This is a genomic window from Arthrobacter sp. NPDC056727, assembly GCF_042790555.1.
Lineage (GTDB): Bacteria > Actinomycetota > Actinomycetes > Actinomycetales > Micrococcaceae > Arthrobacter.
The window spans coordinates 95313-112864 of the sequence record NZ_JBHTZA010000005.1; the positions used below are offsets into that span (position 1 = coordinate 95313).

Here is a 17552-nt window from a genome sequence, read left to right on the forward strand (position 1 = left end):
GTGGTATCAGTATCGGCCGGCCGTCAAGTGACAGTGCTAGCCTGACGAGAAAATGTTCGAGCTTCAGATAATCTGTCTACGACATAGGGGGACCATGAAACTCATCAACGCTTCCGTACGGCGTTACCGCAGCATCGAGGACGGCAGCTCTTTCAGTGTGGAGCGGGACGTCACCGCTCTCGTGGGAAAGAACGAGTCTGGAAAATCTGCCGTCCTTCAAGCCCTCTACAAGAGCAACCCGATCGAGAAGAAAGCGGCCTTTGATATGGGGTTGGATTATCCAACCACGAAGGCACGCGAACGAAAGAACGCCGGCAAGATTGAGGTTACTGTCCTTACATATGAGCTAGAGGCCCCAGACGTGGCGGCGGTGGAATCCAGCCTCGGCCATGACGCCCTGGCGAGCAACGAAGTGTCAGTCACAACTGGCTATAACTACGATGGTGGAACAACTTGGGATGTGAGCATCAACGAGTCAGCTGTCATCGCTTTTCTGACTCGTGACATCGAGCTGCCTCCGTCTGAGCAGACGCGCCTTGACGGTGTTACGGACTTGGAATCGCTGCTCTCAGTTCTCACGTCCGTGGAGATCCCAACTCCTTCAGTGCTCGAGGCCAGGAGTAAGATTGAAGGCTGGCGAAAATCAAAAGCCTCTTTGGCCGCGATAGACATTTTGTCTAAGCGAAGGCCGAAGTTCGTTTACTTTGACGATTATGACTCTATGCCTGGCATGGTCTCGATTCCGGACTTGGTAAACAAGCGAGATGCTGAGACTCTAACTCGGAGTGAACAGGCTGTCGTTTCTCTACTGGACGCTGCCGATGTCGAGCTGGAAGATTTTCTGTCTCCCGAAAGCCACGAACACCTGATTCGTGATTCCGAAAACGCTTCCAACAGTATTTCGGAGGAAGTTTTCCAGTACTGGTCCCAGAACAAAAACCTGGCCGTAAAGATCAATCTCATTGAAAAGGCCGAGACGGGCGCGGTCCCGCCCCTCAATTCTGTACCACTCTTACAGATACGAGTTGAGAATCAACGGCACAGAGTAACCGTCCCATTTGATGAGCGATCTCGAGGCTTCGTCTGGTTCTTTTCTTTCCTCGCCTACTTCTCTCACCTAGAGTCAGAGTCGGAGCAGCCCCTTATCCTGCTGTTGGACGAACCAGGAATCAACCTTCACGCTTCTGCTCAAGCGGATCTCCTGCGATTCATCGATGAGCGGCTCGCTCCTAAACATCAAGTGCTGTTTACCACTCACTCACCATTCATGATCAATCCTCACGCGTTCGGAAGAGTCCGTACAGTGATCGACAAGGACGGCTCGGGAACAAAGATTTCTTCGGAAGTTATGTACGCCGATTCGGAAACATCTTTCCCTCTACACGCTGCAATGGGGATTGATCTAGCCCAGACACTTTTTGTGGCGCCTGACACGCTTATTGTTGAAGGCCCGTCAGACATCATTTATCTAGAGGTTTTATCGAGTGCGCTGGAAGCAGCGGGACGCGAGGGCCTGGACCCGCGGTGGGCCCTTGCTCCCATCGGCGGGATTGCCAAATTGCCAGCATTCGTCACTCTCCTAGGGGCGAACAAGCTGAATATCGCTGTCCTCGCGGATGCTTCCCTAAATGACCAAGAGTCCGTCCAAAAACTTCGAGCAGCAGGAAAATTGGCGCAAGCCGGAGTGATCCTGATCAGCGACGTCGTGGGCAGAGATGAGGCGGACGTTGAGGACCTCCTGGATGCGGCTTTCTACCTACGGCTCGTAAACGGTGCATACTCGGGCCAGTTGGGCGGTCAGTCGCTCAAGGTTTCCGACCTTCCCAAGGGTGACCGGATTACGCATAGGGTTGCCGCAGTGCTGAAGGAGCGGAAAATTAACAACGGTCGACTGAACCACTACACGCCGGCCAAGTATCTACTTCAAAAACAGGGCAGCTTTAAGGTTTCGACCACCAGCCTTGATCGTGCTGAGCTTCTGTTCAAGCGAATCAATTCCTTTCTCTAGCTCCGGGAAGACGACTAACTTCACGTAACGTCCACTATCAGTTCCGACTCGCCCGGTCTTTTAGGAATTCCCAACCGCAGGTCTACATAATGGATCGAAGCTCCGGCCGACCGCTATTGATTGGGAGCCTCACCAAATTGCCGGTGCCAGGATAGACGCTGCGCCACGAGATTATGAGTGGCTGTGATCATCCCAGTCCCGGAAGGCACCACCGGATGCTCGCCACAAGGCTTTTGGGGAGCCCTCTCCGCTCTAGCTTTACATAACTTGGACTATCAGCAACCAGGGGTGGGCGGGGGAGATGCTCCGTCGCAGACCCGAGTGGCCTGGAAGTCCGGTGGTGCAAGAGCGAGCTCCCGATTCTGCCTTTTACTTGGCCTTGTCGGGATCCCAGTCGCCGTTGTCCCGGCTTCTCCATTTTTCGATTAGTCGAGCGGACCGCAGTTCGGGATGCTCGGCAGTAGCGGCCTCGTATTGGTCCGCGACGTTCCGCCACACGCCAGCCATCCAAGCCGTCGGATCCGTGCCGTTTTCCTGGAGGAATGCATCGAGCGCCGATCGGCGGTATGTCAGGGTTTGGCCTTGTTGCTCTGCGACAGGGCCGCGGCCAAGCGCCCTCAGGCTGTCCAGGACCTCAGCGCTGACGCTGTAGCCAACCAAACCGCTCAGGTAGCCAGCGGCTTCCGTCGGCGACATCTCCATGTCGGCTGTGGGGTCGTCCATGTCGTTCGTGTCCATCAAGCTCAATCCGATATGTGGAATCCTCTTGGCCAAGCGTAGCAGCGGCAATGCCGCGTGAGAGGGGCTGGCTGATTCATCTGATGGGATACGCAGAGTACTGCTTTACATAAGGCTCGTTATCGGCGTTCCCGGACCTGTGATTCAGGGTGTGATTTAGCCATTGAAACAACGTGTTCTTCATGGCAGCATGGGGGCATGACAGCTGTTGCAGGAGCCCGCGGAGGGCTGAAGGCGCATCAGGACTCCATCCGGCTTCCCGAGCCGGAGTTGGTCCGTGACCTGCGGGACATCCTCGGCGCGAAGCTCGTTGCTTACATCGGTTCGGTGAAGGAAACCCGGGCCGTGCGCCAGTGGGCCGACGGTGAACGGAAACCCTCGGCTGAGGTGATGACCCGGCTCCGCCATGCCTACCACGTGGCCGCGCTGCTGGCGGAGCGCGATTCCCGGGCCGTGGTCCAGGCGTGGTTCCAGGGCATGAACCCCCAGCTGGGCGACGTGCCGCCGGCGCGTCTCCTGCGCGAAGGCCAGGTCGAGGACGCGGCGCAGGCGGTCCTGGCCGCCGCCAGAGCCTTCGCGGCGGCAGGTTAGATGCGGAATCGCGCATCTGTTTCGCCCCGGACAGCTCCGCGGCCGCTGCTCTTTTCCAATCGGGCTGACTCGCACCGGTCACTGCGCGAGACGTATTCCCGCCCGACCGTTCAACACATCCGGCGCATCGCACGCCGGCGGCCGGGGTTCATTGGCTTGCCGGTGCGCCGGGGTCGTGAGACGGCGAGCTTGAGACGTAAGCATGCTGTCTATTAGGTTGGTGTCAGCTTCTCTGGCCCGTATGGCGGAGCAGCTGTCAGGAGGGCTTCGCCGCACGACTCGTGCCGGGGAGCCTTTCGCGGTGTGCAATTGCGCAGCAGTTGTCAGTAGTCCGGAACGGCGGAGGGAGTGTGCAATGGCTCTGGGTGACATCGAGACGTATTACGAAGACGGCGAGTGGAAGAACAGGCGCGAAGGCGCCGGGCGGGCATTCGGGGCCGGCTACAGCACCAAGGATGAAGCAGTAGCCGCCGGCCGGGACGCCGCAAAAGCTGACAAGGTCGAGCACGTTATTAAGAACCAGGACGGCCGGATTGCCGAGAAGAACAGTCACGGCGGCGACCCCAGGAACGTCCCGGGCTGATCACGGGCACGAGAGCCGTCCATGCGGATAAACCCGGCGGCATGCCGGCCGGCCTATGTTGGCGCGGGTATCGGCACGCCGGGGCATGCGATTCGGTGTCTGATTCAGGGCCCGCGCGGAGGAAGCTTCGCTGCCGGAATGCCCGGCAGTGGCATAGGTGCTCCTGCGCAACTGCTCGCCTGAAGGGTGCGGGCGCGGACAACACTACTCCCGCTCTGGGCGCGAAAAAACCCCGCACCAATCTGGGGAGGAGCTCCGGGGTCTTCCGTGGGCGGCGACCACAACTTGGGGGGATTGGGGCCTGCCCACGGCTAAGTTACCCGAGCGTAAATTATATTTCAAATGCGAGCTTTTCTTCGAGCGGCGGCGGGACGTTTGGTGCCGTAACGGCCCGTACGCCGCCGCCGGCAGTCTCCTGCAGCAATGTCCGCCGGGCGTCAGACCGTCCGCCGCTGACCGTGTTCTGATCTGATGACCGGACTTACCCTCTGGGGAAACCTGTTCACTGCACCGTCGCGCGCCGCCAGCTCGCCGAGAAGCAAATCGGGACCCCTGAGGTCCACCGGGAGCCGCCGATCAGTCGCGCCGGGCGCCGTTCACTTCCCGGACAAAAGCGGACACCAGTTCCCGAAGGTCCGCCGCCACCTCCTCTGTGTACGTATTTCCCAGCTCCACCTGGTCCTGCAAATGCCTGCAGTAGCTGCTTAGCCGGGCTGCCCCAGCCATGGTGGAAGTGATTCTCAGGCTGATGATGGCATCCGTTGCTGCCTCCGCATCCCCGTTAGCCAGCTCCTGGAGGATCCGGGCCTGACGGTGCGGCAGCAGTTGCGAGTATTCATTGAGGAACCTCTTCGCGGCCGCTTCGCCGGCTTCGTCAGCGAGCTCCATCAGCTGCAGTGCGTCGTAAACAGGCACGGAACGGTCAAACGCAAGCCCCGTCACCCCTGGTCCGTGCCCGGATGGACCTGCTGTGGGCAAGGTTGCATGTGTCATTGAAGTTGTATTCCTTATTCCTGAGGCCGGGAAGCTGCCGCGCGGCCTCCGTCCAGCCTTCCCCACTCCGCTCAAGACCCCGCCCGCCTTTGCTCAAGAGTTGATCAAGAACTGCAGTGAACAGGTACGCACCATGGGATTGGGCGACACGTTTGAGCAACATGCCCCGCTTCACGGAGCGCCGGAGGCCAGGCAGCGCCTTGGCCGCCGGCGCATCGACCGCTTCGGCGATGCCCCGCTGCGGCTGCGGCAGGCTGGCGCCATATGCTAAGGCCGGTTTGTCGCCGACCGCCGCTTTCGGGGGGCTGGCCCTGCCGGTCATAGCTTCCGGCAACCCGGTGGCGGCGTCGACATGTGCCGCTGTGCGCGCGTTCCTGGCTTCTCGCCTTCGCTGCTAGCGGGAGCCGAAGCTCCGGCTCCCCCATCGGGGGCTGTGGGCGACGGGAGGCCCAGCGTGGCCGCCGCCAGTGAGCAGTTCACCGCGGCGACGTCCAGAAAGGCCGCGTCAAAGGCCTCCTCGGTTCCTGTCATGTCGGCCACCCACTCCACGCATTCGGTGTGCTGCGGATGCGTCGGGTCAGCCAGGGCGTCCAGAAGTTCTTCGTATCCGGGAAAACCACCACAGTCTTCCAACGGGCCACGCCTGGCGCCGTCAACCAGCAGGGCCGGCGGGGTAACGCCCCGTGCGGGCCGGCGGGATACCAGATCAAGCCGGTGCAGCCAGCTGTCTCCGAAGTCGTACTCGTAGAACGCGGTCCCCGAGCCGCTGGTGAACAGCTCCTGCAGGGTGCAGCCCTCTTCCGCCAGGTCCGTTGGTTCTTCACACCAGTGCCGGGGCATCCATTGCGGCGGGTCGGGATATTCGCCGTTGACGGGCCGCAGCGGCATGAAGGGGTGGCCGTCGGTGAACCGGTGCAGATGCAAGTCCTCCCAGCCGAAGGCCGTCTGCAGGGCCTCGTGGACGCGGTCCAGGGACAACGACCCCAGCAGCTCAAGCCGGCGCCAGATCAGCGGGTCGGTCTCAACCAGCTCCACCCGCACGTCCAGAACCCAAGCGTTTCCGTCCGGGTCCGACATCCCGTGCTCCTGTTCCACGGAACCATCCTTCCAGACGCCGCCGGCCAATTCCCGAACCGCCGTCGCCCGCACCCAAAAACCCCGATGCGCACGGTCAACGAAAAAGCCATCCCCACAATCCGGGCCCTACCGGAATAACGGCCCAAAAGAAAGTCAAATAAGCCACTGCGACACATTTGCACATCATCACATACGCGCTGAATGGTGCAGAATCGGGGAATACCAATTAGACCAATCATCTGTCGCAATTGATTTATTCTTCATGGTCTAGAGGGTGATAATCTTGGTGCATGGCACGCAAAACAGTCGTTATTTTGGAAGATGATCTCGACGGATCCGAAGCAGACGAAACCATTAGTTTTGCTGTCGACGGCGCCGAATATGAGATCGACCTGAACACCGGACACGCCAACGAACTCCGCGAGGCCCTGGGCCGGTATATCCACGCCGCCCGGAAGATCACAGGAGGACGGGGCCGCCAGCCCCGCAAGCCGGCGATTGGCGTGGACGCCAAGGCCATCCGCCTGTGGGCCATTGATAACGGGCTGCAGGTCAATACCCGCGGCCGGATCCAGGCCGACATCGTCGAAAAGTACCAGGCCGCCCACTGACCAAATACCGCGGCAAACCGCGCCGGCCGGCGCGGCAGTAGTCGGCTCTTAAACCAGTTGACGTTAAAGTAGCAATCGTATTAGGCCCCGGATTAAAGTCGGCCCGTTCGAGCTGTTTCCTTTGGTGCTTGAAGGCGTCATGCCGTGAAACCCTGCACGCGCCGCTCCCCCGGGACCGGTCAGCAGTTGTTGCCATTCTGAATTCCGCCCCTGGTGGTGCACGCCCTGAATTAGGTGTTGCGCCCGAAGTGTCTCCGGCCGGCGCGCTTAGGCTTTCTTCATGAGAGTCGCCAAGTCGGACATCATCGCCGGATTGCCCGCGACGGTGGCACGCAGCCTCGTCCGCCTGTACCAGGGTGGCGCCTCCGTCCAGGAAACGGCCGACAATCTCCTGCGCAAGAGCGGCATCGACGACGGCGGGGCTGTCTTCGCCCGCCTGGAGGCGGCCGGCTACCTCGCCAAGTCCGATGTCGACGATGACGGCTACGTCTGGTGGGAGGCGACCATCCTGGGCAATGCGCTGGCCATGGCCAGCTTTGGGAAACCGACCAGCCGGAAAACTGCCGACCGCCTGGTCGCCGGGCTGCTGGAGCGCGCACACCACTACAACGCCGAGCCCGGCAGGCCGCTGTTCATCGCACGGCTTCGGCTTTTCGGCAGCTACCTGAAGCCAGAGATCGACCCACTGGGCGACGTCGACGTCGAACTCAGCTATGGCAGCCGCATTACCGACCCTGCAGCGGTCCGGGAGTACACGAAAGCCCGTGGACAGACATCTCTTTCCTACATCGATCAGCTCTTCTGGCCCCAGAAAGAGTTGGTCCAGTACCTGCGCAACCGCTCCACGGCACTGAACATCACCCTCCAGGACATCGACCAGTTCACCGACACCAGCGAGGTGCTGTACAGGATTGATAGTGACTCCGATGCCGAGCCGCCGCCAAGTGAGGGGAACGTGGCAGGCAAAGTCTGAAGAGGAAGCAGGCCGGAGCACCCGTCGGCGCCCAGTCCCCCAAGTCCGGGCAGGACCGGTCGCGGTTTTGGACGGGCGTCAAGGCCACCCGCCGCCCAAGATGTAGCCTGCCGCGTCTGCTGCCCTGTGCTGCGCACCCATGAAACTGGACCGGACGGTGCCAGGCTGGCGGGCGGGCCGGCGGCGTGGGCGTCGAAAACAACTGTTCGAGTAGCCGATGAATGGAAGACCCGGTCACGTAGTTCCAAGGTTCCGCAATGTTTCCGCAGGCTCCCTTGCCCAGACTTGGCGCGCCGGATGAACGCCATCCTGCCGGCGAAGTCAGGAGCACCGGACCCTGGGCGTCTCCCCCCAGCACGTCCAGCGTCCGGTGCGGGGTCGCTCACCGGCCACAGGCTCTTCAGCAGCTGCCTCCGACCTATGACCGTCCGGGCGGACGCCCCGCACGTGAGTCCTTGTGAGTTTAGTGAGTTTTGTGAGTTTGACCGGCATGTCCCACTTTCTTGGTAGTGGGACACTCAAGTCTGGGGCACCACCAGCACATCTCGCCTCCTGAGTCCTGTGTGAGGGCTCAGAGGCCGAGGTGTCCTGTGGCTGCGAGGACTGTGTCGAGCCAGGGAACGCGGTTGGCGAATCGGGCGGTCTTTTCCGGGGCTGTCCATCTGAAGGACTCGTGTTCCCAGTCCAGTGAGAGCCTGCGCTTGGAGGTCATGGCGGTGAAGGTGTGAACGATCCAGGTTGCGCCCGTGTTGTCGATCAGGGTGAGCGTTGGCCCTGGTGCTAGGTCAAGGATTTCGGTTCGGGTCAGGCCGGTTTCCTCTGCCAGCTCCAGGACTGCCTGTTCCCGTGGCGACGCACCTGGTTCAAGGTATCCGGTGATGCAGTGCCATCGTCCGCGGTCGTGACCTACGGTGTTGCTTCTCTTGAGCATGGCGATTTTTCCGCGCCATTGGAGGACGACTGCCACGACACTGTGACTTGCTGGGGTCTCCGGGGTGTGAGTTTTTGCATCGGCTACGACGGTCATGGTTGCCTCCCCTCGGATCCTTGGCGTTTAGTGCGCTGTCGTCTGGTGGGCGTAGGCCTGCTCAAGGTAGAGGCCATGGTGAGCAAGCAACCGGGTCCCCGAGGCGGGTTTCGGGGCCGGACGATTTGCGCTGCGATCCGAAGGGTCCGGACTCGTCGTTGGGGAAGATTGGTGCGTTCAGCACTCCGGCTACCCTCTTTCTTGACGTGGTCCCAGTCGGGATGAGTAATGGTCGGGGTGGTGCATCAGCGCCTGAGTCCTCGTGTTGAGGTCCGGCGTCCGTGTGATGCGCAGCAGGCTCGTGTCAGGAAGCGATTGATTCCATGGCGGCGAGTTCACGGAATTTGGCTCCGTGCCAAATCAGCGGGTCGTTTTCGCCCGACCCGAGCTTCACGACCTCCAGCAGGATCATCCAGTGGTCACCGGACTCGGATACGTCATATACGGAGGTCTCCAGCCACAGAGCTGCGTCGTCGATGAATACGGCTCCGTTGTTGCCGACTTCGGCGGAGACTCCGTCGAAGCGTGAGGCCCGGTCTTTGCTGGCAAGCTTTCGCGTCAGCCATCCCTGGTTTTTGGCGAAGATTGAGACTCCGATCGAGGCTGCGTCTTTCATGAGGTCCCAGGTTTCGGAGGACTTCTGGACTGCGACGGCGACCAAGCAGGGTTCGAGGGAAACTCCCACCATGAAGGAGGAGGCCACGAGTGCGTGTTTTTCGCCCTGCTTCTCCACAGCGAGGACGGACACGCCGGAGGGGAACTGCGCGAAGGTTTGGCGTACCAGCAGCGTGTCGTCTTCGAATGCGGCTACTTTGAGCTGACTCATGATGATCATGTTCCTTTCGCGGTGGTCTTATCCACCACATCGTTTTGTTTGCTTCCCCCCGGCGGCCGGATGGTGCCGGTGGTGCTCGGCGCCCTCGCGTGAGGGCGCCGAGCGGCGGTTACTTGGCGACGAGCGCCGTGTTGCTGTTTTGCGGAATGGGCAGCCCGAGGTTCTCCCGCAGTGTCCGGCCAGTGAATTCGGTGCGGAAGACGCCGCGGCGCTGCAGTTCAGGCACGACCTGGTCGATGAACTTGGGCAGGGACCTCCAGGGATTTGCGAAGGAGAGGTTGAACCCGTCGCTTCCTTCCGTGGTGACCCACTCTTCGATGAAGTCGGCGATCGTTGCCGGGGATCCGGCGAAAGCTCCTGAGTCGCCTGAGCTCCATCGCATGGCAAGTTCTCGGATGGTCAGGTTTTCGCGGCGGGCGAGGTCCACGGCGGCTTGCTGCCGGCTCTGGTGCCTGTCCTTGTTCACCGGAATTTCCGGGAGCGGCCCGTCGAGCGGGTAGCCCGAGAGATCGAAGTAGAGCGTCTGTTCCAGCAGGTCCAGGGCAACGGCAGGGTCGACAAGTCCGTTCAGTTCGGCGAGCTTGGCCTGGGCTTCCTCGTCGGTGTCTTCGACGACCAGTTCCAGCCAGGGAAGGATCTTCAGGTGCTCGGGGTCGCGGCCAGCTTCAACGGCCTTCTGCTTCATTTCGCGGTAGAGGACGCGGGACGACTCTAGATCTTTGAGTGCGATGAACATGATTTCTGCGTGCCGTGCAGCGAACGACTTGCCATCTGCCGAGACTCCGGCTTGGGCGAAAACGGGATAGCCCTGGGGTGTGCGGGGAGAGTTGAGGGGACCTGCTACCGAGAAGAACTGTCCTTCATGGTTGAGGCGGTGCATCTTCGTGACGTCGAGGAACTGACCGCTTTGCTGATCCCGCAGGAACGAGTCCGACTCGAAGCTGTCCCAGAGCCCGGTGAGCACGTTGAAGTATTCTTCTGCTTTTTCGTACCGGAGTTCGTGCTGCAGCATTCCGGACTGGCCGAAGTTGGCAGGTTCGGTGCCCAGGTGGCCGGTCACGATGTTCCAGCCGGCCCGGCCGTTGCTCAGGTGGTCGAGCATCGCCAGCTGACGGGCCATGAGATACGGCGGCACGAACGTCGTGTTGCCTGAAACGATCAGACCGACGCGCTCTGTGACCTGCGACAGGGCTGCGGCGAGGGTGAACGGCTCCGGACGGAATAGCCATGCGCTCTTTTCGAGGACCTCATCCTTGCCTTCGGCGTAGGTCAGGCTCCAGGTGTCGGCCACGAATAGTGCGTGCAGCTTTCCGCGCTCCGCCTCGGTTGCGTAGAACTTGTACAGGTCCGGATTGATCCACTGTTCCGGGTCAACGCCCTGCTCGCGCCATGATCCCCGGTGGAACACCGAGGTGAACAGGTTCAGCACCGCCTGCTTGCGATCGGCTACTGCCTCGCTCATAACGTTCTCCTTCAATCTCGCTTGGTTCCTTCTCAGAACCATCAGTCAATTTGTTTTTTGTATTTTATAAAATCTGAACTGGGAGGACAACCCTGTGCCGTGAATTTTCGATGCGGGCTTTGGCTAAGCGTCATTGGGGGCAAAGGGTGTTGCCGGCCATGACGGTCGCGGGGTTGATTCTGGCCGGGATGAGAGTGTGCCGTTTCATCGGACAGGCGTGCTCTGCGCGGCGCAGGACGTGACGTGGGGGTGGAATATATGCCAAGCTGTGCTACATGGCAAAATATAAAATCGAAAAGCCGCAGCGGCGTTTGCTGCTCGGGGATTCCGTGACGGCTGAGATTCGAGGATTGATCCTCCAGCGCGAGGTCAGCCCTGGTGATCACTTGGGACTGGTCGAACTGGCCACCGCTATGCGGACCAGTATCACTCCGGTTCGTCAGGCGTTGCTCCAGCTTGCCCAGGACGGCTGGGTTACGCATGAGCCGCATCGTGGCTTCCGCGTTGCCCCGCTTAACCGCAGTGATGTCATTGATACGTACCGTGTGTGGGCCATGGTGGAGGGTGAAATCGCCGCGCACGCGGCGGGGCGCGCCACATCTTCCGATATTGAATCGCTGCGGGCGGCCGACCGTCGGCTGGTCGACCTTGAAGACCACTCGGGCGAATCCGCTCTGGAGCTGAACGATGAGCTTCACTACGCGGTCCACCGTGCGAGTGCTGCACCGAAGCTGGTGTGGTTCGCCCAGACCGCCCGCCGATCGGTGCCTCTTCAGTTCAATCAGGCCTTCACGGTCGTGCCAGGTTGGGCTGAGTTCAACCGCTATGGTCACACGATCATCATTGATGCCATCGCCGGGCATGATGCCGAGGCCTCCCGCAAGCTCATGTCGGAGCACTTCGTGGAGAGCGGCATGCTGCTGGTTACGCATCTTGATTCCCTTGATCTGTGGTCCGAAACGGCTGACCCTGTTGCGGAGGATTGACGGCCAGCCGTCCCGGACCCACGGTCTTAGCGGCTAGTCGACCAAGGCGCTCTTGGCCGTTTCCCGGGCAACCAGGGCCGCGACCAGCGCGATGCCGTTTGCCAGGGCCGAGAACAAGACGATGCTCAGGGTGTTTGGCGGCCCGCCTGCTCCGACGAGAAGCGCCGAGCAGATCAGCGGCGTCAGGCCGCCGAGCGAACCTGCCAGCTGGTATCCGAGCGATGCTCCTGTGTAGCGAAGATGCGTCGGGAAGAGCTCGCCGATCCAGGCCGCGGTTGGGCTGTAGCACATCGAGTGGCCGAAGTTCACGATTACGGTGGCGATGAAGACCCCGCCACTGGCGTGCGCGTTCATCCCTTCGAAGAGATACCAGACCCCGCCTGCCTGAACGAGCAGACCGGCAATGAAGATGCCCTTGCGCCCGATGTAATCGGAGAGCGCTCCGAACACTGGCTGGAAGAGGAACCCGACGACGCTTCCCACCAGGACCATGGTCGACATTTCCGTCCGGCCGAAGCCGATCTGGGCGCCGTACGCCGCGGCGAAGGTGCTGTAGATGGAGCTGATCACGAACGGGCCGATGGTCAGTGAGGTCGCGAGAATCAGGTTGCGCGGCTGGCGCAGTACCTCGATCAACGGAGCTTTCTGCTGGTCGCGCTTTTCTGCCTCGCGCAGGGCTTTGAGGAAGACCGGGCTCTCATCGACTCCCTTGCGGATCAGCAGACCAACGAAGACGAGCAGGGCCGAGGCGATGAAAGGGACGCGCCAGCCCCAGGACATCAGCACGTCTTCGGGCATCATCGTCACGAGGGTGAAAACACCGGTCGAGAGCAGGATGCCGCCGTACAGGCCCATCTGCGGGAAGCTGCTGGCCAGCCCGCGCCGCTTGTTCTGGTGCTCCATCGCGATCAGGACGGCGCCACCCCATTCGCCGCCGGCTGCGATTCCCTGAGCGGTTCGCAGCACGACCAGGATGACCGGTGCCAAGATGCCGATCGTGGCGTAGGTCGGCAAAAACCCGATCAGCGTTGTGCAGACGCCCATGATGAGCATCGAGAGGACGAGCATCTTCTTGCGTCCGATTTTGTCACCGTAGTGGCCCCAGATGATGCCGCCGATGGGTCGTGCCAGGAAGCCTGCGGCGAGCGTGGCGAATGATGCGAGCACGCCGACGGTGGGCTCAAGGGCGGGGAAGAAGATCTTGTTGAAGATAAGGGCGGAGGCGACTCCGAAGATGTAGAAGTCGTACCACTCGATGAGTGAGCCGGCGAAGCTCGAAAGGAGCACGCGGCGAATTTGTTTGGCTGACGAGGGCTGGATGATGTCCGAATCGACATCGCTTACTTTGGACTCTTCGCGTTGCTGCACGAGATCCTCCTTTGCATCACGGCGTTGCGGTTGGGGTGTCCCTGGGATACTTGCGAACGGCGAGTAAACCGTTACGGAGCCGGGATGGCTCCTGGGGTCTTAGTGGTTTGGTCGGGGCGGACGCATCGAGGTGTGATGCGAACGGTTTTAGGGATCCCGACGCGTGGACGGAGCGGGCACCGCTGGGAAGCGTAAGCCAACCTGGGTGCGTGCTCTTGGTAAGGTCCTTTAGCGCGCCCCGGCCAGAAGCCTGGCGGGGTTCAGGACGGTGATCTGGTGAATGTCCGCGTCGGACACACCCCGCTCACTCAGGGCCGGCAGGATGTCCTGGGAGATCCGCTTGTGGTGCCAGTTCGGCATCACGCTGCTGCGGTACGACGGGGGCAGGTTGACGCTGAAGATTCCTGCGTCGTGGGAGAGGGTGAGCTTGTCGGCGTAGCCCAGCTCGATCAGCTGCACCGTGGTCTCGATGCGCTTTTCGTCCTCAAGCATGATCTCCATCCCGAACCGGTCCAGGCCAAGGGGCGAGCCGTTGTCCATCAGTTCGCGCAGGTAGGCGATGTCGGTTGAGTCGCCGCAGTGGCCGATCAGCACGTGTTCCAGGGGGATGCCCTGTTTGCGGAAGTATTCCTGCTGGTCGCGGCCGCGGAACTCATCGGCGTGGGTGTGGGTCGTGATGGGAGCGCCGGTCTGTCGGTGCGCTTCGGCTGCTGCGGCGAGGACCCGTTCGACGTCCGGGGTGATCCCTGGGGTGTCGGTGGCGACCTTGATGATCGAGGCTTTGACGCCTGTCTCGGCGATGCCTTCGGTGATGTCCCGGATGAACAGGTCCGCCAGGGGATCTTTGACTCCGAGGTGGCCTTCGGGGCTGTGCGTCTTGAAGAAGGTGGGCAGCGCATCGAAGATGTAGTAGCCCGTGCCAACGATGATGTTGACGTCGGTCTTCGCAGCGACGCGCTGGATCAGTGGGATGTTGCGGCCAAGGCCAGGGACGGTGAGGTCGACGATGGAGTCGATACCCAACTCCTTGAGCTCGTTCAGGATGGTGGCGGCACGGTCGATCATGACTTCATCGCCGTCCCATTCGGGCGAGGGCCAGTTCTGCTCGATCTCGGGATTCTTGGTGAAAATATGTTCGTGCGGTAGTACGGTCCCGAGCTGTTCGATGCTGATAGGGCCTCGTACGGTGTCAATCGTTGGCATGTCTTTGCGTGCTTTCTCTGCGCTGGTTCTGGGTGGGTTAGTCAGCCTGCAGGCTTTGCAGGCCGGAACGGATCAGGGTGTAGTCGGAGGCTGCGGTGACCATCGCGTAGCCTTCCTTATGCAGTTCCGAGGGCCGGCCGCTGACTGCGGCGATCTTTCCCCGGATAACGCAGGCATCGCGGATGGTCTTGATCGCCGCGAGGGTACGTTCGTCGGGGTTCTGGGACAGGCTTTTCGGTTCTCCCCCAAGGCTCACTGAAAGGTCGGCGGGGCCGATGTACACCCCGTCAATGCCGGGAACGTCGAGGATCTCGTCGATTGCCTCGACGGCGGCTTTGGACTCGATCATGACCAGGCACACTGTTCGGGAATTGACGACGGCCGGATCAACGCCCACTCCGTGCACTGCCCTCATAGGTCCCCAGCTGCGCGAGCCCAGGGGGGCGTACTTGCAGGCCCGCACAGCCCGGGCCGCGGCCCCGGCGTCCTCGACATCGGGCACGATGACGCCCTCAGCTCCAGCGTCGAGGGCAGCACCGATGAGGGCGGGCTGGTTTTCTGCCACCCGGACAAGCGCTGCGGTGTCGGTTGGAGTGATGGCCCTCATCATCTGAAGCAGGCGTTCCTGGGTCACGTGACCGTGCTGTTGGTCGACATAGACGTAATCGAAGCCCGCCATCGCGAACTCCTCGGCGATCTGCGGTTCCCCGAACGCGCAGGAGAGGCCGCGTAGCTGCTCTTTGGCGTCGATACGGTCCCGCAGGAAGCGGGTCGCGCCAATCACGGGGCACCAACCGCAACGTTTTCCTGGGCCGCGGACGCTGCCGGGGTGAGCCAGGTTTCGTCGAGCTCTTCGACCGATCCTGCTCCCAGCAGTTGCATCGTGCGGGTGAGCTGATTGTTCAGCTGCGCGAGCACGTGTTCCACGCCTGGCTGTCCGCCGGCGGCCAGTCCGTAGGCGGCGGCCCTGCCGACGAGGACTGCCCGTGCGCCGGTGGCCAGGGCTTTGACGACATCGCTTCCGCGCCGGACGCCACTGTCCAGAAGCACCTCCGCGCCGTCACCGACGGCTTCGACAATCGCTGCCAGGGCACGGATCGTCGCCGGTGCCCCATCAAGCTGGCGGCCGCCGTGGTTCGAGACCACAATCGCGTCCGCGCCTAGAGCCTTGGCCCGGTGCGCATCGGCGACCGTCAGGACACCTTTGATGATCAATGGGCCATCCCAGTAGCGGCGCATCCAAACAATGTCATCCCAGCTTGGGGAGTGCGACTCCTTGCCGGTGCGGCTCAGGCTGGAAAGTTCCATGGGCTTGCCGTCCGGAGTGATGTCGGCCGTATTCGGCAGAGCGAACGGCATCCCATCGCGCATGAAACGCAGAACCCAACCAGGTCGGTTGATGACCTTGGGCGCCATCCGAACTATGTTGCGCAGGTTGATACGCATGTCGTAACTGAAACCGTTGCGGAAATCGCGTTCACGGATGCCGGCAACAGGTGTATCGATCGTTGCCATGAGCCCGAAATAGCCCGCGGTCCGGGCACGTTCAACCAGCGACTTCATGGCTTTCTCATTCGAGAACCTGTAAGCCTGGAAAACCTTGAGGCCAGGGACGTCAGCGATCTCTTCGAGGCTGAATCCTGAGGCCGATGTTGCAACATGAATGGTGCCAGCCGCCGCAGCAGCCCGGGCCACAGCAAGGTCACCGTCCGGGTGCAGCAAACGCATCCCGCCGCACGGGGCAGTAAGCACCGGCATGGAAATGTTCTGTCCGAGCACCGTTGTCTTGAGCTGCGGATCCCCCACCCACACGCCATTGCGTGGTGCAAAAGACAGTTCGGCGAAAGCTTCGCGGTTCGCTTTCAGCGTGACCTCGTCCTCGGCTCCCCCATCCACATATTCGAAAATCGACCGCGGAACACGCCGCGCCGCCGCACTTCGTACGTCCTCATAATTAAGCAGCCCCGTCAGCCGGGAGCTGCCAACGCCGCTCACGCGATACCTCCCGCGAGGCCCGCGGCATAGGAGCCAACAAACAGGCGTGAACCGGCCGATACCCGCCTGCACCGCCGCGCCGGCAACTGGTGCATTGCATTCGACCTCCTCGAATCGAGCCAAGCCAATCTCATTCGTGGTCCTTCCTTGAATATCCGCTCTGAGCACTGCAGGGCGCAACCACCGAGTGATCCGCTCCTGAGCCAGGCCTCCAGAGTGTGACCTGGATCCCATAGATCAGAACGATAACAGCGATTTTGTAAAATGCAAATGATTTTTTACTCACCACCCGAGGCGCTGAGACTCCACTGGCGTAGGGCGACCCCGCAACAGGCTCCACCGCTGCCCGCGGGCGAATCTTGCCGCGGCGGCGCCGCTTACTTCAACGTCTTGCCGAACAACAGCCCAGCGGATACGCCCCACTCCCCTGCGAGCAGAAATGTCCCGTCGGATCTTTTTTTGCAAAAAATAAAATGTTACGGTTGGCGCCATCCAGGATGTTCCTGGAGTTCAAACCGGGAGGCACCAGTGAACAGCTCAACGTCGAGCCCCGCAGGGCCATACATCGACATTCACATCGATCCAGACCTTTGGATTCCACCCTTTGTCCGTGTCCCCGCTAAAGGAGCTGGATCCCAGAAGGAAGCCGGCGCGTCAAGGCGGTTCGACCTGAGGCGTCCGCTGAGCCGCTTCAAAAGGGCACGCGTGGGCGTCGTGGCCCCCTTCGGTCGGGCCATAAGCCAATCAATTCGAGTCTCTAAAGAAGCCAACATGCATTCCTGGGAGCTCAGCGGCGCGGCCAAGAATCCAACTCATCGCACGCCCTCTACGTCGGTTGCTTGGGCCGGATGGTGGCCAGATGACCCGGCCGCCAACTTCTAATACCACCTCAAAGGCTCAGCCGTCTCATGAGCGCCATCGGGAACTCACCGCGGTCCCGGCACAGAGCGCGGAGCTGGGATGACGCGCAAAAGAACCCCGGCCTGTGCCGACTGGTCTTTGGCAAAATACGAGAGGACCGAAGGTCCATGATGCGGCAGCCGCAATCGGCATACTTCGTACTGGATGCAGAACAGAGCTCTGCAGAAGCGTGGAACACCTT

17 protein-coding genes are annotated in these 17552 nt (G+C 61.3%); 7 read left to right on the plus strand and 10 right to left on the minus strand.

What is annotated here, in order from left to right:
* Positions 1 to 94: 94 nt before the first annotated feature.
* Positions 95 to 2008, plus strand: coding sequence for an ATP-dependent endonuclease (locus ACFRAH_RS06835; RefSeq protein ID WP_377990151.1), 1914 nt, complete (start codon positions 95 to 97; stop codon positions 2006 to 2008).
* A 369-nt stretch (positions 2009 to 2377) separates the two neighbouring features.
* On the opposite strand, the gene ACFRAH_RS06840 is transcribed toward ACFRAH_RS06835, so the two are convergent.
* Positions 2378 to 2746, minus strand: coding sequence for a hypothetical protein (locus ACFRAH_RS06840; protein WP_377990152.1), 369 nt, complete (start codon positions 2744 to 2746; stop codon positions 2378 to 2380).
* Between the two features lie 198 nt (positions 2747 to 2944).
* On the opposite strand from ACFRAH_RS06840, the gene ACFRAH_RS06845 reads away from it, so the two are divergent.
* Complete coding sequence (locus tag ACFRAH_RS06845) at positions 2945 to 3337, plus strand: hypothetical protein (RefSeq protein WP_377990153.1); 393 nt, start codon at positions 2945 to 2947, stop codon at positions 3335 to 3337.
* Positions 3338 to 3692: 355 nt separating this feature from the next.
* Positions 3693 to 3920 (plus strand): DUF2188 domain-containing protein, encoded by a 228-nt coding sequence (locus ACFRAH_RS06850; RefSeq protein ID WP_377990154.1) that lies wholly within the window; start codon positions 3693 to 3695, stop codon positions 3918 to 3920.
* Positions 3921 to 4496: 576 nt separating this feature from the next.
* Here ACFRAH_RS06850 and ACFRAH_RS06855 read toward each other — a convergent pair.
* On the minus strand, positions 4497 to 4862 hold the full coding sequence (locus ACFRAH_RS06855; RefSeq protein WP_377990155.1) for a hypothetical protein: 366 nt from the start codon (positions 4860 to 4862) through the stop codon (positions 4497 to 4499).
* 28 nt (positions 4863 to 4890) lie between these two features.
* Here ACFRAH_RS06855 and ACFRAH_RS06860 point away from each other — a divergent pair, with 28 nt between their 5' ends.
* The gene (locus ACFRAH_RS06860; RefSeq protein WP_377990156.1) at positions 4891 to 5184 is read left to right on the plus strand and encodes a hypothetical protein; all 294 of its coding nucleotides are present in this window, start codon (positions 4891 to 4893) and stop codon (positions 5182 to 5184) included.
* Positions 5185 to 5231: 47 nt separating this feature from the next.
* Here the strand turns inward: ACFRAH_RS06860 and ACFRAH_RS06865 are convergent, their stop codons facing one another.
* On the minus strand, positions 5232 to 6008 hold the full coding sequence (locus ACFRAH_RS06865; RefSeq protein WP_377990157.1) for a plasmid pRiA4b ORF-3 family protein: 777 nt from the start codon (positions 6006 to 6008) through the stop codon (positions 5232 to 5234).
* Between the two features lie 272 nt (positions 6009 to 6280).
* Here ACFRAH_RS06865 and ACFRAH_RS06870 point away from each other — a divergent pair, with 272 nt between their 5' ends.
* Both ACFRAH_RS06870 and ACFRAH_RS06875 read left to right on the plus strand, forming a co-directional pair.
* Positions 6281 to 6601, plus strand: a complete 321-nt coding sequence (locus ACFRAH_RS06870) for an Lsr2 family protein (RefSeq protein WP_377990158.1) — start codon at positions 6281 to 6283, stop codon at positions 6599 to 6601.
* A 280-nt stretch (positions 6602 to 6881) separates the two neighbouring features.
* Positions 6882 to 7574, plus strand: a complete 693-nt coding sequence (locus ACFRAH_RS06875) for a hypothetical protein (protein ID WP_377990159.1) — start codon at positions 6882 to 6884, stop codon at positions 7572 to 7574.
* 571 nt (positions 7575 to 8145) lie between these two features.
* Here ACFRAH_RS06875 and ACFRAH_RS06880 read toward each other — a convergent pair.
* From ACFRAH_RS06880 to ACFRAH_RS06890, 3 genes are all read right to left on the minus strand, one after another.
* Positions 8146 to 8541 (minus strand): NUDIX domain-containing protein, encoded by a 396-nt coding sequence (locus ACFRAH_RS06880; protein WP_377990160.1) that lies wholly within the window; start codon positions 8539 to 8541, stop codon positions 8146 to 8148.
* A 364-nt stretch (positions 8542 to 8905) separates the two neighbouring features.
* Positions 8906 to 9427, minus strand: coding sequence for a flavin reductase family protein (locus tag ACFRAH_RS06885; RefSeq protein WP_377990161.1), 522 nt, complete (start codon positions 9425 to 9427; stop codon positions 8906 to 8908).
* A 118-nt stretch (positions 9428 to 9545) separates the two neighbouring features.
* Positions 9546 to 10898 (minus strand): LLM class flavin-dependent oxidoreductase, encoded by a 1353-nt coding sequence (locus ACFRAH_RS06890; protein ID WP_377990162.1) that lies wholly within the window; start codon positions 10896 to 10898, stop codon positions 9546 to 9548.
* 275 nt (positions 10899 to 11173) lie between these two features.
* On the opposite strand from ACFRAH_RS06890, the gene ACFRAH_RS06895 reads away from it, so the two are divergent.
* Positions 11174 to 11884: a GntR family transcriptional regulator gene (locus ACFRAH_RS06895; protein ID WP_377990163.1), complete on the plus strand. Its 711-nt coding sequence runs from the start codon at positions 11174 to 11176 to the stop codon at positions 11882 to 11884.
* A 33-nt stretch (positions 11885 to 11917) separates the two neighbouring features.
* On the opposite strand, the gene ACFRAH_RS06900 is transcribed toward ACFRAH_RS06895, so the two are convergent.
* The 4 genes from ACFRAH_RS06900 to ACFRAH_RS06915 form a co-directional block, all read right to left on the minus strand.
* Positions 11918 to 13252 carry an MFS transporter gene (locus ACFRAH_RS06900; RefSeq protein ID WP_377990164.1) on the minus strand — a complete coding sequence of 445 codons (1335 nt, stop codon included), beginning with the start codon at positions 13250 to 13252 and terminating at the stop codon, positions 11918 to 11920.
* A 228-nt stretch (positions 13253 to 13480) separates the two neighbouring features.
* The gene (locus ACFRAH_RS06905; RefSeq protein ID WP_377990165.1) at positions 13481 to 14455 is read right to left on the minus strand and encodes a phosphotriesterase; all 975 of its coding nucleotides are present in this window, start codon (positions 14453 to 14455) and stop codon (positions 13481 to 13483) included.
* 37 nt (positions 14456 to 14492) lie between these two features.
* Positions 14493 to 15239 carry an HpcH/HpaI aldolase/citrate lyase family protein gene (locus ACFRAH_RS06910; protein WP_377990166.1) on the minus strand — a complete coding sequence of 249 codons (747 nt, stop codon included), beginning with the start codon at positions 15237 to 15239 and terminating at the stop codon, positions 14493 to 14495.
* Positions 15236 to 16450, minus strand: coding sequence for an alpha-hydroxy acid oxidase (locus tag ACFRAH_RS06915; RefSeq protein ID WP_377990167.1), 1215 nt, complete (start codon positions 16448 to 16450; stop codon positions 15236 to 15238). The genes ACFRAH_RS06910 and ACFRAH_RS06915 overlap by 4 nt, the downstream gene beginning before the upstream one ends.
* Positions 16451 to 17552 lie beyond the last annotated feature (1102 nt).

Bases quoted from the DNA above. Each gene is read 5' to 3' on its own strand.
- ACFRAH_RS06835 (WP_377990151.1), top strand. From the start codon at position 95: ATGAAACTCATCAACGCTTCCGTACGGCGTTACCGCAGCATCGAGGAC.
- ACFRAH_RS06840 (WP_377990152.1), bottom strand. From the start codon at position 2,746: ATGGACACGAACGACATGGACGACCCCACAGCCGACATGGAGATGTCG.
- ACFRAH_RS06845 (WP_377990153.1), top strand. From the start codon at position 2,945: ATGACAGCTGTTGCAGGAGCCCGCGGAGGGCTGAAGGCGCATCAGGAC.
- ACFRAH_RS06850 (WP_377990154.1), top strand. From the start codon at position 3,693: ATGGCTCTGGGTGACATCGAGACGTATTACGAAGACGGCGAGTGGAAG.
- ACFRAH_RS06870 (WP_377990158.1), top strand. From the start codon at position 6,281: ATGGCACGCAAAACAGTCGTTATTTTGGAAGATGATCTCGACGGATCC.
- ACFRAH_RS06875 (WP_377990159.1), top strand. From the start codon at position 6,882: ATGAGAGTCGCCAAGTCGGACATCATCGCCGGATTGCCCGCGACGGTG.
- ACFRAH_RS06885 (WP_377990161.1), bottom strand. From the start codon at position 9,427: ATGAGTCAGCTCAAAGTAGCCGCATTCGAAGACGACACGCTGCTGGTA.
- ACFRAH_RS06890 (WP_377990162.1), bottom strand. From the start codon at position 10,898: ATGAGCGAGGCAGTAGCCGATCGCAAGCAGGCGGTGCTGAACCTGTTC.
- ACFRAH_RS06895 (WP_377990163.1), top strand. From the start codon at position 11,174: ATGGCAAAATATAAAATCGAAAAGCCGCAGCGGCGTTTGCTGCTCGGG.
- ACFRAH_RS06905 (WP_377990165.1), bottom strand. From the start codon at position 14,455: ATGCCAACGATTGACACCGTACGAGGCCCTATCAGCATCGAACAGCTC.